Here is a 16110-nt window from a genome sequence, read left to right on the forward strand (position 1 = left end):
AATTTTTACTTCTTTAGTTTCAAAAGATAAATTCATTGGTCCATTTTTTGTCCCATTTTATGTGGGAATTTAATTCCATTAACTTCTTTATAATCAGAAAAAGTGGTTGGTAGTTTCATTTCACCTTGTGGTCCTTTTACAGTTCTAACTTCTTTAGCTTTTAAACCCGTTTTGACATTATAAAAAATCTCCATTTTGTTATGTTTAATAACATAGAAGTTTTCACCATCAATTGGTTCTATTCTGTCTAATTTCCCTGCTTTATAAGCTGCATCTGCAAAAGGTGCATTTGCTGATTTAGCTGCTGCTAAATCATTTCCATCTAAATCTCTTCTTTGACCTTGTTGCTCAGCATAACCTGAAGTTCCGTCAAAAATTTGCTTACTTAACGTTTGTCCCATTCCTGTCACAACAACAGCCGTTTTATTTGGTGCTGCATGCTTTTGAGTCATTGTTAAATCAATTCCTTGAACTTTTCCAGTAGAAACGATCATTACAGATTTTACTGCTGCTACTTTTTCTTTACCTCCAATTGCAGTAAAATATTTGTCAACTACTGAAGAAGTTGTAATTCCAGCAGGAATAGGTAACGTCATTGCTGGCTTAGTAGTAGGATTTCCTTCGGTGTCGAAATAGTTGATTTTATAATCAGAATTTTTTTCTAAATTCTTTAAAACATCAATTCCTTTACCTGTAACCATAATTCTGGCTCTATCCCCTCTAAAATATTTGATAGCAGCATTTTGAACATCATTAATTGTTACTGAGTTGATGTTTTTAATATAGTTTGCGTAAAAATCTTGAGGCAAATTATATAAAGCAATATTTAGTGCATAGTTAGCAGCAGTTGCTGGCTTTTGAACATCCATTACAAAACCACCAATGTATTCTTCTTTGGCATCTTGTAATTCTTTTTCAGATACTTTTTGATAACGGATTTTGTTTATTTCCTTCTGTATTTCTACAACAGCACTATCTGTAACTACATTTCTTACGCCTGCATATGCTCTAAAAACTCCCGTAGTTCTGCTTTGACTTACTCTAGAATATGAACCATAAGTATATGCTTTGTCTTCACGTAGGTTTTGGAACAAACGTGCAGAACCACCACCACCAAGAATTTTATTAGCTAATAACGCAGCGTAATAATCTTTATCTCCTAAAGTTAAATCTATTGTATTTACAACAGCAACTTCAGATTGGTTTGCGTTTGGCATATTTACAAAGTTAATCTCTGTAGTAGCAACATTTTCTGGTTTAGGGAAATTAGCAGCAGGAATCGTTCCTTTTTTCCAATCAGAAAATAAGCTTTTTACTAATTTTTTAATTTCTGAAGGATTAATATCTCCAACAATAATTAAATAAGCATTGTTAGGCTTATAGTATGTGTTAAAGTTGTTTTTAACCGCATCTAAAGTAATATTGTTAACTGTTTTTTTACTAGTAAATTCTCCGTTAGGATGATTTTTACCGTATAACAATACGCTTTCAACTCTATTAGCGATAGCAGGAATATTTTTTTCTGCTGACTTTAAATTCTCTAAAGTAACTTTCTTTTCGGTATCAAATTCTTCTTGAGAAAATTGTGAGTTTTTTACACCATCAGCCATTAAACCTAATACTTCAGGAAAGTATTTTTTTAATGATCTTGCAGAAGCACCAGTGCTAAAAAAACCAACACTTGCACCTAAAAAATCTACTTTTTCATTAAATTCATCTTTTGTAATATTAGCGGTTCCCCTACCTAATAAGCTTCCCATTATACTTGAAACACCGGCAATATTTCCTTCAGAATAAGGTTTGTTATCTATCCTTAATGTTGCAGCAACTCTTGGTAGTTTATGGTTTTCTACCATAATAACGGTCATTCCGTTATCTAAAGAGAATTTTTCTGCACTTCCTAATTTTACCACAGGATCTGGATCTGGGGTAGGCATTTTACTTCTGTCTATTTGCGCATTAACAGCAAAAGACATTGTTATAACTGCTATTATTGATAAAATTTTTGTATTCATCTTTTTATATTATTTTTTCTTAGGTAAGTACTCTAAGATTAATCTCTGATTTTTATTTAGATATTTTCTAGCAACCTCTCTAATTTCTTCACGAGTAACAGATCTATAGATATCTATTTCTGAGTTAATTAAATTGGTGTCTCCATACATTACATGGTATCTCGCTAAAGAGTTTGCGATACCTACAACGCTAGAATTAGAGTTTACATACCTGTTTTCAAATTGATTTTGAATTTTTTGAAATGCTTTTTCAGAAATTAAATCCTTTTGTATTTTTACAATTTCTTCATCAATTTCTTTCATCAATGCATCTAAAGTAACTTTACCTAAAGGAAGAGAGAAAAGCGCATACACTCCATAATCTTGTTGAGATATATTTACTGCCTGAACAGCTAATGCCATTTTCTTTTTATCAACCATTTTTTTATACAAAATAGAACTTTTCCCTCCACTTAAATAAGTAGAAATCATATCTAAAATTTTAGAGTCTCTAGTTTTAAAAGATGGAGTTCTATAAGCACCGATAATAGCAGGTATTTGAATGTTTTCATCATAAGCCTTTGCTCTAAATTCCTTAGTAATTGGTTCTTCTTTCGGAAAAGTTCTAACTACATCTGCTCCTCTTGGTATTGGTCCAAAATAATCTTTTATCATTTTTTTAGCTGAAGCAATATCAATATCACCAGCAACAACTAAAGTTGCGTTGTTTGGGACATAATATTTCTTGTTAAAAGCTAAAAATTCTTCTAAAGTTGCAGCATCTAAGTGTTCCATATACCCAACATTCGGATCTTTATATGGGTGTACTTTAAATATATTTTTAGAAATTTCAGGTAAAAGATTAGAGTAAGGTCTTGTACGTTGTCTTTTCTCTTCTTTTACAACTTCATTTTGAGTATCTACCCCTTCTTTTTTAATAATAGGGTGTAATAAACGCTCAGATTCCATCCATAAACCTAATTCTAATTTATTAGAAGGAAATATTTCATAATAGTAAGTTCTGTCTTGAGACGTGTTTGCGTTATTTCTTCCTCCGTTAGAAGATACAATTTTAAACCAATCTCCTTTTTTAATGTTTTTTGTTCCTTCAAATAAAAGATGTTCAAAAAAGTGAGCAAATCCGGTTCTTTTTCTATCACCGTCTTTACCACCTACACCATACATAACAGAAGTAATTATGACAGGAGCAGATTTATCTTGATGCAATATTACATGCATACCATTGTCTAATTTGTACTCTTCAAATTCAACTTTTTGTGCATTAGCAGCAAAGCCAATAAACAAAGCAGTAGTAAGAGTTATAATACTTTTTTTCATTGATAAAATTTTAGTTTTAACTGATTTTGATCTATGGGACGTGAAATTAAGTTATTCGTTACAGTAATAAAGTAGAATAATTTGTTTTTTTAAAATTGAGTATTAATTTTCTGAATTAGAGCTTATTTGTCATGAAAAAACGTATATTTGCATCCGCATTTTCATTAGGAAAATGTTAAACAAGTATAACGCAAAACAAAAAGTATGTACGCAATCGTAGAGATAGCAGGGCAGCAATTTAAAGTAGCAAAAGACCAAAAGGTATTCGTACACCGTTTACAAGACGCAGAAGGATCAGAAGTAATTTTTGATAATGTAATGCTAATTGAAGACAAAGGGAACGTAACTATTGGCGCCCCAGCTATAACAGGTGCAGGAGTAACTGCAAAGGTATTACGTCACTTAAAAGGTGATAAAGTAATCGTTTTCAAGAAGAAAAGAAGAAAAGGTTACAAGAAGAAAAACGGACACAGACAGTATTTAACTGAGATTCAAATCGAAGGTATTGCTGCATCTGGTGCTAAAAAAACAGTAACTAAAGCGGCAGCTCCTAAAGTAGAAGTGAAAGCGGAATCTAAGGACTTAAGTTCAATGACTGTTGCTGAATTAAAAGCTTTAGCTAAAGAAACAGGTATCACTGGATATACTTCTTTAAAGAAAGCTGAATTAATTGAAGCGTTAAGCAAATAATTAACTTTAAAAACTTAGAGAGATGGCTCATAAAAAAGGTGTCGGTAGTTCGAAGAATGGTAGAGAATCAGAATCGAAACGACTAGGAGTAAAGATTTTTGGAGGACAAGCTGCAATTGCAGGGAACATTATTGTTCGTCAAAGAGGAACAACTCATAACCCAGGTGAAAATGTTTACATGGGGAAAGATCATACTTTACATGCTAAAGTTGATGGTGTTGTAAAATTCCAAAAGAAAAGAAATAACAGATCATATGTTTCTATAACTCCTTTCGAGGCTTAAGAAATATTTTTGATTTAATAAATTAAAGCTCAAACAACTTCTTGTTTGAGCTTTTTTTATGTTTTATAGTTAAGCTAATTGCAAAAAAAACCACTACTTTTTTAAGTAGTGGTTTTTTTTCATTATTGATTAATCCCCCAATTGACCAATATGATTCCCCTTGTGTATTATAGTACAAATATGCAATGAAAATATATTTTACGAAACCAGATATGTGTGAATGGTATTAATTTGTGTGTAAAGTGACTGTAAAACTATTTTTTTTAAAAAGAATATCTATTTGTAACTTGTTGATAATTAAAGGAGTTGTTATGTGTAGTTAAATAGTAATCGTTATATTTGGATACAAATCAAAACTTTATATTTATGAAATTTAATTTTTTAATTACAGCAATTGCTGGATTAGTTCCGTTAGTAGTAGGATTTATTTGGTATGAATTACTTTTTAAAAACGCTTGGATGAAAGAAGTTGGCTTTACAGATGAGTTGATGAAAGGATCGAATATGGCATTGATTTTTGGATTATCATATGTGTTGAGTTTTTTAATGGCATTTGTTTTACAAACATTAGTAATTCATCAATGGGGAGTACAATCTACCTTAATGGGAGAGCCTGGCTTTGCAGAGCAAACAGGTGATGCATTTATTTACGTTCAGAAATTTATGGCTAATTATGGAGACCGATTTAGAACTTTTGGTCACGGTGCACTTCATGGTACTATGATAGGATTATTAATAGGATTACCAATTTTAGGAACCCAAGCATTATTTGAAAGAAAAAGCTTTAAATATGTGGCTATTAATGCAGGATATTGGGTAGTAACACTTGCGCTTATGGGAGGTGTTATTTGTCAATGGGCATAAATGGCGTAGAAATATGAATTAGTAAAAGCATCAATTTTAAAAATTGATGCTTTTTTATGTAACAAATACTTGATAAATGATACTAATTAAATAATCAATTAATAATTTAACCAAATGATTGCACACTTTTTAAAACTAGAATGGAAACAATATTTTCGTTCTTCATATTGGCAAAAAGGAATTGCTTTAAAAATAATAATGGGCTTTTTTGTTCTTTATATGGTAGCTGCCTTTTTAAGTATTGGAGTTGGAGGATATTTTATTTTAAAGAAATTATTTCCAGAACAAGATCCGTTACAAATTGTAAATTCAATGTTAGTTTTTGTTATTCTCGGAGATTTAGTTTTCCGCTACTTGATGCAAAAATTACCAGTAATGAATATTAAACCATTATTGATTCTTCCTATTAAAAAAGAGAAATTAGTACATTATGTTTTAGGGAAATCAGCCTTTTCAGGATTTAACTTCTTGTCATTGTTTTTTTACATTCCGTTTTCGGTTGTTTTAATAATGCAAGATTATAATACCATAGGAGTTTTAGGATGGTTAATCGCTATGTTTTTTGTAATTCAAGCAATTAATTTTTTAAATTTTTTAATCAACAAAAACAATAAAGTATTTGCATTTATTGTTACGTTATTAGTAGGCTTAGCAATATTACAACAATTTACAAGTTTTGATATATCTGTTTACAGTCAATTAATATTTGATGCAATTGTTGCGAATTCTATTTTAGTATTTGTTCCTATAATTATTGCAGCAGTGTTATATTATGTGAATTTTAAACTATTAAGATCTAGAGTATATTTAGATGATTTGGTTGCAATAAAAACCGAAGAAGCAAATACAGCAGATTTATCTTGGACAGAGAAATTAGGAGATATTTCGCCGTTTATAAAAAACGACATTCGATTAATTTGGAGAAACAAAAGAACAAAAACAGTCTTTTTAATGTCGTTCTTATTTCTTTTTTATGGATTGATTTTCTTTACGCAAAAAACATATCAAGACATGCCAGCCATGTTAATGTTTGCAGGCTTGTTTGTAACAGGTGGCTTTACATTAAATTACGGACAGTTCATTCCTGCTTGGGATAGTGCACATTATAAAATGTTAATGAGTCAGAGTTTTAGATACCGTAAATTCTTAGATTCTAAATGGTTTTTAATGGTTGCGATGACTACAATATTATACTTTTTAAGTTTTCCTTATTTATACTTCGGAACAAAAATATTTTTAATGATCACCGTGGGTGCTATTTTTAATATTGGTTTTAATTCATTGTTTTTGTTATACGCAGGATCTTTTAATAGAAAACGAATCGATTTAACTAAAGGAGGTTTTGGTAATACCCAAGGAACAAGTGCAACACAATTTCTTATTGTTATACCATTAATGTTATTGCCAATGGCTATATTTTGGATATTCAACAGTTTTGTTGGTTATAATTCTGGCTATATTTTAGTTGCTTTAATAGGAGTAGTCGGATTAGTATTTAAAAACTACTTTATGAATTTGATAGAAAAAAAATATATCAAAGACAAATACGCTATGATTAATGCTTTCGGAAAAGAAGCATAAATAAACCAAACCTTAAAGAAAACATTATGATTACAATAAATACAGTTTCAAAAAAATACGGACAAGCAGAAGTTTTAAATGTAGAACGAGTAGATATACCTCGCGGACAAAGCTTTGGTTTAGTAGGGAATAATGGTGCAGGAAAAACTACATTATTCAATATTTTGTTAGATTTAATTCGTCCAACAACTGGAGAAATTACAAACAACGATGTTGTTGTAAATAAAAGCGAAGATTGGAAAACTTTTACAGGGTCATTTATAGATGAATCTTTTTTAATAGGATACTTAACTCCAGAAGAGTACTTCGATTTTATTGGTGATTTACGAGGAATGAATAAAGCAGATGTTGCTTCTTTTTTAGCTCCTTTTGATGAATTTTTTAATGAAGAGATTTTAGGGAAGAAAAAATACTTACGAGATTTAAGTAAAGGAAATCAGAAAAAAGCAGGAATTGTAGCCGCTTTAATGGGAAATCCGCAGGTAATAATTTTAGATGAGCCTTTTGCTAATTTAGATCCAACAACTCAAATTAGATTAAAAAAAATCCTCAAAAACTTAACTGAAAACAAAGAAGTTACCGTATTGGTTTCTAGTCACGATTTAAGCCATGTAACAGATGTTTGTGAACGAATAGTTGTTTTAGATAAAGGAAATGTGGTGAAAGATATTAATACCTCACCAGAAACTTTAAAAGAGCTAGAAGATTATTTTTCTGTATAGAAAATATTTATAGATTAGGAGCTAAACGAAGTGTAAAATACATTGTTTAGCTCCTTTTTTCTTTTTTAAATTTACACAAGGTGTGTAAAAATTATCTTTTTATTGTTATTTTTACGTTTTTACATGCAATAAACTTACAATTATAGTTGTTGTACAGTAAAAGTATAACTATATGAATAAACTTTCCAAATTATTAGTTTTCAGTCTGCTTTTAGCAATAATGTATTCGTGTAGTGCAAAAAAAGACGCTTTTTTAAATCGAAATTTTCACGCACTTACTACAAAATACAATGTGCTGTTTAATGGAGAGCAAGCCTATTTAAAAGGGTTACAAGAAATTGAAAGTAAGTATGAAGATAATTTTTGGAAACGCTTACAAATAGAACCAATTAGTTTTGATGAAAACAAAATAATAGTTCCTGTTTTACAACCTGGCACTGGCTTTAATGAAAATGAAGAAGAAGAGGTTGAAAACTTAACCTCATTTGATAAGGCAGAAGAAAAAGCAGTTAAAGCAATTCAGAAGCATTCAATGAATATAAACGGTTATGAAAAAAACCGTCAAATAGATGATGCTTATTTATTATTAGGTAAATCTAGATATTATACCCAACGTTTTATACCTGCAATTGAAGCTTTTAACTACATTATTGTAAATTATCCGAATGCTAGTTTAATTAGCGAAACAAAAATTTGGAGAGCAAAAACAAATATCCGTTTAGACAATGAAAAACTAGCGATAGAATCTTTAAAATTCTTACTAGAACTTGAAGAAAATGAAGCCGAACTTCCTGATGAAATAAGAGAACAGGCACATACTGCAATGGCAATGGCATATCAAAAAACAGATACCATTCAAAAAGTAATTGAACATTTAACAGCAGCCTCAAAAATATTTAAAAATAAAGAGCAAGCAGCTCGTAACATGTTTGTATTAGGGCAAATTTATAGTGAGTTAAATTATAGAGATTCAGCAAGAGTGGTATTTAATAAATTAGCAGCAACAAAAAAAGCTCCGTATAAATATCGTATTCGAGCAAATATTGAAATGGCTAAGAATACTGAAAACGATTCAGCTTCAATAATTGTTTTAGCAAGGTTAAAAAAACTCATCAGAGATTCGGATAACCGTAAGTTTTTAAACGCACTTTATTATCAGGCTGGTGTTTTAGAAGTTGGTAGAAATAAAATAGCAAATGCAGTTAATTATTTTGAAAAATCAATAGCTGCAAAAACTAATAATAATTATCAGAAAACATATGCTTACGAAGGTTTAGGGAATATTGCATTTGATAAAGAAAACTACTTATTAGCAGGTTCGTACTACGATAGTGTTTTACAAGTTACATCAAAAGAGTTTGATCAAGAAAAAGGATTAGAAGGATCCGAAGAAAAAATAAAGGATTAACAACGTTAAGAATACACGAAGCACTTGTTAAAAATAACGATAGTATTTTAAAGCTTGCTGCAATGACAAAAGATGAGCAAACTGCATTTTTTGAAAGCTATATTGAAAGAATTAAGGCTGAAGACGAGGCGAATAAGCAGCAATTATTAAATGCACAAAATTTCGGAAGTTCTTTTGGCGGCGGAGCATCTATAAATAATACGAATAATAAAGGCAAGTGGTATTTTTACAACACACAAGCTTTAGGTTTTGGAAAAGCAGATTTTCAAAGAGTTTGGGGTACACGTCCGCTAGAAGACAATTGGCGATTATCAGATAAATCAGCAAGTTTAATTAATGATGTTGTTGATAATACTACCGAACCTGTTGTGAATATACGATATGAGTTAGCTACTTATTTAGATGAAATTCCTACGGATAAAAAAGTAATAGCAAATTTAAAAGAAGCACGTAATAATGCTTTATATCAATTAGGTTTAATTTATAAAGAGCAATTTAAGAATACGACTCTTGCTGTTAAAAATTTAGAGCGCTTACAAAAAGAGAAAGTAAATAATGAATTAGAATTACCAATAAGCTATCATTTATATCAAATTTATACAAGTATAGGTAATCAAGAAAAGGCAAATTTATACAAAGATGTTATCTTAAATAAATACCCGAAAACTACGTTTGCTAAAATAATATTGCATCCGAATAAAAAGTTAATAGAAGATAAAGAGGAAGATATTGTATTAAATAAATACAAAGAAATTTACTATTTATATAAGCAAAATAAGTTTGAAAACGTTGTAGGTCAGGTAGATAGTTTGTCTATTGTAAATGCTAATTCGAAATTAATTCCTAAATTTGCACTCCTAAAAGCCTTGTCTTTAGGTAAATATAAAGATAAAGAAACGTATAAAAAAGCCTTAGAATTTGTAGCGGTTAGTTATGCTACAAAAGAGGAAGGTGTAAAGGCAAAAGAAATATTAGATCAATTAAAAAAATAAAATAACATCCTAACTCCCCTAAATATGTTTAGTAAAGAAAGTAAAAAAACAAGCGATAACAAAGTGTCAGAAAGAAATATTGTAGGAAAAAATACACAGATAACTGGAGAAATTATCTCTGAAGGAGACTTTAGAATTGATGGAACTTTAGATGGAACAATTAAAACCAATGGTAGAGTTATTATTGGCGAATCTGGTTTTGTAAAAGGAAAAGTAGAGTGTACAAATGCCGATGTAGAAGGGAAATTTTCTGGAGAATTAATCGTTTCAAATACGTTAACAGTAAAAACATCAGCAAATATAAATGGAGATGTTGTTATTGGTAAACTTTCAGTAGAGCCAGGTGCGTCATTTAACGCAACTTGTGCTATGAAGGGTGCTGTAAAAGAATTAAATAAAGATGAGCAAAAACGTAAAGAAAAAACCGCTTAATAAATACATTCGGTTTACGAGTATTGCTTTTCAAATGGGTTTAACGATTTACTTAGGTAACTTACTAGGTAAATGGTTAGATACGCAATATATTAATGACGGAGAATTATACTCAAAAATATGTACGCTTGCAGCAGTTTTTTTAGCAATGTTCTCGGTGATACTTCAAGTTACAAAAATTTCAAAAAATAATGATTAAAAGAATTTTGTTTTTCCTTGCTGCTATTTTTATAGTATTTGCAGTAAGTTATTTTCCACACGATTATATTTTACAGTCTAAAGAAATTTATCTTTCTTATTCATTATTTTCAATCTACCTATTTCATGTAATAGCTGCAGTGATTGTTTATGCAATTGTAGAGTTAGTAGCCTGTAAATTAATAAACCAAGCTGGGTATGCGTATTTGGCCTCAGTGTTTTTAAAAATCGGATTTTTTGTCCTGATTTTTAAAGTTTCGGTTTTTGCAAATGAAGAACTTACAAAGCCAGAGAGGTTTTCGTTAGTGATTCCGTTGTTTATTTTTTTGATTTCAGAAGCGATTGCCGTTTCAAAACTGCTGAATAGCAAATAGTTTCGTGATTTTTTAAGGAAAACAATAAGACGAAAACACAATAGAAAAACTAAATAAAAAAACGGTTTGTAGTTTTAATTAAATGTGTACCTTTGCACGGAAATTTAGAGACCATAACCCATATTTATAAAGGTATGATGATAGCCAAAAATTCTATCAAATTTTTTACAGTTTTAGCATTAGTATTTACTTCATTTGGAGTGTTTGCTAGTGGTGACGATAAGCAATCTTCGGATAGCGATGGTGGAAAAGTAAACACCAAAGAAGAAATTAAAGACTATATTAAACATCACTTAGCGGATTCTCACGATTTCTCTTTGTTTTCGTATACAAACGATGCAGGAGAGAAAAATCATGTAGGTTTTCCGTTACCTGTAATTGTTTGGACAAGTAAAGGTTTAAAAACATTTATGTCTTCAAGTTTTCATCATAATGATGACGGTCATGTTATTGTTGATGCAGGTGGAGTTCAGTTAACAAAAATTCACAGTAAAATATACGAGTTAAATGAAGGAGCTACTAATGTTGCTTTTGATGAAGCTCATCATGCAACAAATGCACACACTGTTTTAGATTTTTCTATTACTAAGAGTGTATTTGGTATCTTATTAGCAGGTTTATTAATGGTTCTTGGTTTTCGTTCTTTAGCGAAAGGCTACAAGAAAGGAGCAATTCCTACAGGAGTTGGTCGTGTTTTAGAACCTTTAGTTATTTATGTAAGAGACGAGATTGCAAGACCAAATATTGGGGAGAAGAAATACAAGAGGTTTATGCCTTATTTATTAACGGTATTTTTCTTTATTTGGATATCAAATTTATTAGGGTTAACGCCATTAGGTTTTAATGTAACAGGACAAATAGCTGTAACAGTATGTTTAGCGTTATTTACCTTAGTAGTTTATATCTCTAGCGGAACAAAAGATTTTTGGGCACATACATTATGGATGCCAGGTGTACCAAAATTATTAAGACCGGTATTAGCGGTTTTAGAATTAGCAGGTTTCTTGTTAATTAAACCATTCTCGTTATTAGTTCGTTTATTTGCTAACATTACAGCAGGTCACTCGGTAGTAATGGGTATTGCAGCACTTATGGTGTTGTTAAAAGCTGAATTCGGTACAGTAGGAGCAACGGGAATTTCATTCTTGTTAACATTATTCTTAACTGTTATTGAGTTATTAGTAGCTTTTTTACAAGCATTTATTTTTACAATGCTTTCTGCTTTATTTATTGGTATGGCAGTAGAAGAACATGACCACGCAGACGCGAGTCATTAAGAATTTTAATTTTTGTTTAATTTAATATAAATAGTATGTACAATTTAATTGGAGCAGGATTAATCGTAATCGGTGGAGGAATCGGATTAGGTCAAATTGGTGGAAAAGCAATGGAAGGAATTGCTCGTCAACCTGAGGCTGCTGGTAAAATTCAAACAGCGATGATCATTATCGGAGCATTATTAGAAGGATTAGCATTTGGTGCTTTACTTTTAGGGAAATAATTCCGACACTCAAAAAAACAAAAACACTTTCTGCAACGATTGGTTGCAGAAGTGTTTTTACAATTAAACAACAAAAGACACTTTAAGTATTATGGATATTTTTAACGATTTTCCAATTGGATTATTTGCGATGCAAGCAGTAATCTTACTTGTTTTATTATTTTTACTAGCAAAATTTGCTTGGAAACCAATCTTAAGCTCTTTAGATGAAAGAGAAGAAGGTATTCAAAGTGCATTAGATCAAGCAGAAAACGCTCGTAAAGAAATGCAAAACTTACAAGCAGATAATGAAAAAATGATCAAAGAAGCACGTGCAGAAAGAGATGCAATGATGAAAGATGCTCGTGAGATTAAAGAAAACATTATCGCTGAAGCTAAAGAAGAAGCACAAGAGCAAACTTCTATTATGATAGAAAATGCAAAGGCTACTATAAAGCAAGAGCAACAAGCTGCAATCGCTGAATTAAAGAAGAATGTAGCAAACTTATCTATCGATATCGCTCAAGAATTAGTAAGAAAAGAATTAGCATCTTCAGACGAGCAATTAAAACTTGTTGATGGAATGTTAAAAGAGGTTACTTTAAACTAAGCAATCAATGAAAGGAGCAAGACCAGCATTACGTTACGCAAAAGCAATATTAAATCTTGCTAAAGAAACAAACAATGATTCTTTAGTAAACGATAACATGAAGTTTATCGCAGAAACTATTGCAGATAGTAGTGATTTAAAAAGAATGCTTAAAAGCCCTGTAGTTAAAGCTGCAGATAAACGTAAAGTTTTAGTAGCACTTTTTGGTGATAAAGTAGATAATATCGTAAAAGGTTTATTTAACTTATTAGAAGAAAATAAACGTATGATTATGTTAGAGCCAATTGCAAAGCAATATGCTCTTATTTACGATTATGATAAAAGAATACAGGTTGCTAAAGTTACTACAGCAGTAGCGTTAACAAAAGAGTTAGAAGATAAAATACAAGCGAAGATTGTAGAAATTACAGGAAATAGCGCAGGTATAGAAAATATAGTAAATCCGAATATTATAGGAGGATTTATTTTACGTGTTGGAGATGTGCAGTATGATGCAAGTATTTCTAATCAATTCAATGAGTTAAGAAGAGAATTTGACAATAGTCATTATATTCCACAAATTTAATTTTACATCAAATTATAAAAGATGGCGGCAATTAAACCAGCTGAAGTTTCAGCAATTTTAAAGGAACAATTAACAAATTTCGAAGCGAAAGCAACGTTAAACGAAGTAGGTACTGTATTACAAGTAGGTGATGGTATTGCTCGTGTTTACGGTTTATCTAATGTAGAATACGGTGAATTAGTAGAATTCGAAAACGGATTAGAAGGTATCGTATTAAACTTAGAAGATGATAATGCAGGTGTTGTATTATTAGGTGCTTCAACAAGTGTAACTGAAGGTTCTACCGTAAAACGTACAGAACGTATTGCTTCTTTAAGAGCAGGTGAAGGTATTGTTGGTCGTGTTGTAAACACATTAGGTCAGCCTATTGATGGTAAAGGACCAATTGAAGGTACTACTTACGAAATGCCTTTAGAGCGTAGAGCTCCTGGTGTTATTTATCGTGAGCCAGTAACTGAACCAATGCAAACTGGTATTAAATCTATTGATGCTATGATTCCTGTAGGTCGTGGTCAGCGTGAGTTGATTATTGGTGACCGTCAAACTGGTAAATCTACCGTTGCAATTGATACCATTTTAAATCAAAAAGAATTTTATGATGCTGGGCAACCAGTATATTGTATATACGTAGCTATCGGTCAGAAAGCTTCAACAGTAGCAGCAATTGCTAACATGTTAGAAGATAAAGGCGCAATGGCTTATACTACAATCGTAGCAGCAAATGCATCAGATCCTGCAGCAATGCAAGTATATGCACCATTTGCTGGAGCTGCAATTGGAGAATTTTTTAGAGATACAGGTAGACCTGCATTAATTGTATTTGATGATTTATCAAAGCAAGCAGTAGCATACCGTGAGATTTCTTTATTATTAAGAAGACCACCGGGACGTGAGGCATATCCTGGAGATGTATTTTACTTACACTCAAGATTATTAGAACGTGCTGCAAAATTAATCAATGATGATAAGATTGCTAGTGAAATGAACGATTTACCAGATTCTTTAAAAGGAATTGTAAAAGGTGGAGGTTCTTTAACTGCATTACCAATTATTGAAACACAAGCAGGAGACGTTTCAGCATATATTCCAACAAACGTAATTTCGATTACTGATGGACAAATTTTCTTAGATGGAGATTTATTTAACTCTGGTGTTCGTCCAGCAATTAACGTAGGTATTTCTGTATCTCGTGTTGGTGGTAACGCTCAGATTAAAGCAATGAAAAAAGTATCTGGTACGTTAAAATTAGATCAAGCTCAATATCGTGAATTAGAAGCATTCGCTAAGTTTGGTTCAGATTTAGATGCAGCTACAATGAATGTGATTTCTAAAGGTCAACGTAATGTTGAAATTTTAAAGCAAGCACAAAACGATCCTTATACTGTAGAAGACCAAATTTCAATCATTTATGCAGGTTCTAAGAACTTGTTAAAAGATGTACCGGTTAACAAAGTAAAAGAATTTGAAAGAGATTATATCGAGTATTTAAATGCTAAGCATAGAGATACTTTAGATACTTTAAAAGCAGGTAAATTAACTGATGAAGTAATTGATACTTTAACAGCTGCTGCAAAAGAAGTTTCAGCAAAATTTTCAGCTTAATAAAAGACTTTAATAATAAGTATTGAGGAATAACTTCTCAATACTTATTATTTAATACTCAACACTATTCGTATGGCGAACTTAAAAGAAATACGTAACAGAATTACTTCTATTAAATCAACAATGCAGATCACCTCTGCCATGAAAATGGTATCGGCTGCAAAGTTAAAGAAAGCTCAAGATGCAATTACAGCAATGCGCCCGTATTCATCTAAGCTTACTGAATTATTACAAAGCTTAAGCGCTACTTTAGATAGTGATGCTAGTGGAGAATATTCAACCCAAAGAGAAGTAAAGAATGTATTACTAGTTGCAGTTACTTCAAACAGAGGTTTGTGTGGTGGTTTTAATTCTTCTATTGTTAAAGAAACAATTAAAACTATCGCTAATAAATACAGTGGCGTAACTGTTGATTTATTAGCGATTGGTAAAAAAGGAAACGATATCTTATCGAAAGAACACAATGTTATTGAAAACAGAAGTGATATCTACGATGATTTAACATTTGATAACGTTGCTGAAATTGCTGAGAAATTAATGAGTTTATATGTAGCGGGTTCTTATGATAAAATAGAGCTTGTTTACAATCAATTTAAAAATGCAGCAACACAAATTCCTCAGGTGGAACAATTCTTACCAATTGAACCAGTAGAAAGTGATGAAGATGTAAATTTAGATTACGTTTTTGAACCTTCTAAAGAAGAAATTGTTTTAGAGTTGATTCCTAAATCATTAAAAACACAATTGTATAAAGCAATTCGTGATTCTTTCGCTTCAGAGCACGGTGCTCGTATGACAGCAATGCATAAAGCAACTGATAATGCAACTGAATTACGTGATGAGTTATTATTAACATATAACAAAGCACGTCAGGCAGCAATTACTAATGAAATCCTTGAGATTGTTGGTGGAGCAGAAGCTTTAAATAATTAAGAATTATTATTTTATATATAAAAAAAGCGAATCGTAATTGATTC

General features: G+C 31.1%; 18 protein-coding genes. 16 read left to right on the forward strand and 2 right to left on the reverse strand.

Annotated features, from left to right (window positions below; genetic code table 11):
- Positions 1–32: 32 nt before the first annotated feature.
- Together PG912_RS00455 and PG912_RS00460 are read right to left on the reverse strand one after the other, a co-directional pair.
- Positions 33–2015, reverse strand: a complete 1983-nt coding sequence (locus tag PG912_RS00455; RefSeq protein ID WP_275688052.1) for a M16 family metallopeptidase — start codon at positions 2013–2015, stop codon at positions 33–35.
- A gap of 9 nt (positions 2016–2024) precedes the next feature.
- Positions 2025–3332: a M16 family metallopeptidase gene (locus PG912_RS00460; protein WP_275688053.1), complete on the reverse strand. Its 1308-nt coding sequence runs from the start codon at positions 3330–3332 to the stop codon at positions 2025–2027.
- 204 nt (positions 3333–3536) lie between these two features.
- Between PG912_RS00460 and rplU the strand changes: the two genes are divergently transcribed.
- The 16 genes from rplU to atpG all read left to right on the forward strand — a co-directional run bounded on the left by rplU (position 3537) and on the right by atpG (position 16066).
- A complete protein-coding gene (gene rplU / locus PG912_RS00465; RefSeq protein WP_275688054.1) occupies positions 3537–4022 on the forward strand; it encodes a 50S ribosomal protein L21 in 486 nt (161 codons plus the stop codon).
- 22 nt (positions 4023–4044) lie between these two features.
- Positions 4045–4305 (forward strand): 50S ribosomal protein L27, encoded by a 261-nt coding sequence (rpmA, locus tag PG912_RS00470; protein ID WP_068702190.1) that lies wholly within the window; start codon positions 4045–4047, stop codon positions 4303–4305.
- A gap of 366 nt (positions 4306–4671) precedes the next feature.
- On the forward strand, positions 4672–5169 hold the full coding sequence (locus PG912_RS00475; RefSeq protein ID WP_275688055.1) for a DUF1761 domain-containing protein: 498 nt from the start codon (positions 4672–4674) through the stop codon (positions 5167–5169).
- Positions 5170–5283: 114 nt separating this feature from the next.
- On the forward strand, positions 5284–6750 hold the full coding sequence (locus PG912_RS00480) for a DUF5687 family protein (protein ID WP_275688056.1): 1467 nt from the start codon (positions 5284–5286) through the stop codon (positions 6748–6750).
- Positions 6751–6776: 26 nt separating this feature from the next.
- The gene (locus PG912_RS00485; RefSeq protein WP_260585514.1) at positions 6777–7472 is read left to right on the forward strand and encodes an ABC transporter ATP-binding protein; all 696 of its coding nucleotides are present in this window, start codon (positions 6777–6779) and stop codon (positions 7470–7472) included.
- 172 nt (positions 7473–7644) lie between these two features.
- A complete protein-coding gene (porW, locus tag PG912_RS13875; RefSeq protein WP_275688057.1) occupies positions 7645–8880 on the forward strand; it encodes a type IX secretion system periplasmic lipoprotein PorW/SprE in 1236 nt (411 codons plus the stop codon).
- A gap of 11 nt (positions 8881–8891) precedes the next feature.
- Positions 8892–9872, forward strand: coding sequence for a type IX secretion system periplasmic lipoprotein PorW/SprE (gene porW, locus PG912_RS00495; protein ID WP_456300432.1), 981 nt, complete (start codon positions 8892–8894; stop codon positions 9870–9872).
- A gap of 24 nt (positions 9873–9896) precedes the next feature.
- Positions 9897–10304 (forward strand): bactofilin family protein, encoded by a 408-nt coding sequence (locus PG912_RS00500; RefSeq protein WP_260585512.1) that lies wholly within the window; start codon positions 9897–9899, stop codon positions 10302–10304.
- Complete coding sequence (locus tag PG912_RS00505; RefSeq protein WP_260585511.1) at positions 10273–10503, forward strand: AtpZ/AtpI family protein; 231 nt, start codon at positions 10273–10275, stop codon at positions 10501–10503. The genes PG912_RS00500 and PG912_RS00505 overlap by 32 nt, the downstream gene beginning before the upstream one ends.
- A complete protein-coding gene (locus PG912_RS00510; RefSeq protein ID WP_260585510.1) occupies positions 10496–10876 on the forward strand; it encodes a DUF6168 family protein in 381 nt (126 codons plus the stop codon). The genes PG912_RS00505 and PG912_RS00510 overlap by 8 nt, the downstream gene beginning before the upstream one ends.
- Before the next feature lie 134 nt (positions 10877–11010).
- A complete protein-coding gene (gene atpB, locus PG912_RS00515) occupies positions 11011–12153 on the forward strand; it encodes a F0F1 ATP synthase subunit A (RefSeq protein WP_275688059.1) in 1143 nt (380 codons plus the stop codon).
- A gap of 35 nt (positions 12154–12188) precedes the next feature.
- Complete coding sequence (atpE, locus tag PG912_RS00520) at positions 12189–12377, forward strand: ATP synthase F0 subunit C (protein WP_053973883.1); 189 nt, start codon at positions 12189–12191, stop codon at positions 12375–12377.
- Between the two features lie 91 nt (positions 12378–12468).
- A complete protein-coding gene (locus PG912_RS00525) occupies positions 12469–12966 on the forward strand; it encodes a F0F1 ATP synthase subunit B (RefSeq protein ID WP_260585509.1) in 498 nt (165 codons plus the stop codon).
- Between the two features lie 7 nt (positions 12967–12973).
- Entirely contained in the window at positions 12974–13531 is a 558-nt protein-coding gene (gene atpH / locus PG912_RS00530) for an ATP synthase F1 subunit delta (protein WP_260585508.1), read from the forward strand.
- Positions 13532–13552: 21 nt separating this feature from the next.
- A complete protein-coding gene (gene atpA / locus PG912_RS00535) occupies positions 13553–15133 on the forward strand; it encodes a F0F1 ATP synthase subunit alpha (RefSeq protein ID WP_260585507.1) in 1581 nt (526 codons plus the stop codon).
- 72 nt (positions 15134–15205) lie between these two features.
- Complete coding sequence (gene atpG / locus PG912_RS00540; protein ID WP_275688060.1) at positions 15206–16066, forward strand: ATP synthase F1 subunit gamma; 861 nt, start codon at positions 15206–15208, stop codon at positions 16064–16066.
- Positions 16067–16110 lie beyond the last annotated feature (44 nt).

The organism is Tenacibaculum retecalamus (genome assembly GCF_027941755.1).
In the GTDB taxonomy this organism is placed as follows: Bacteria; Bacteroidota; Bacteroidia; order Flavobacteriales; family Flavobacteriaceae; genus Polaribacter; species Polaribacter haliotis_B.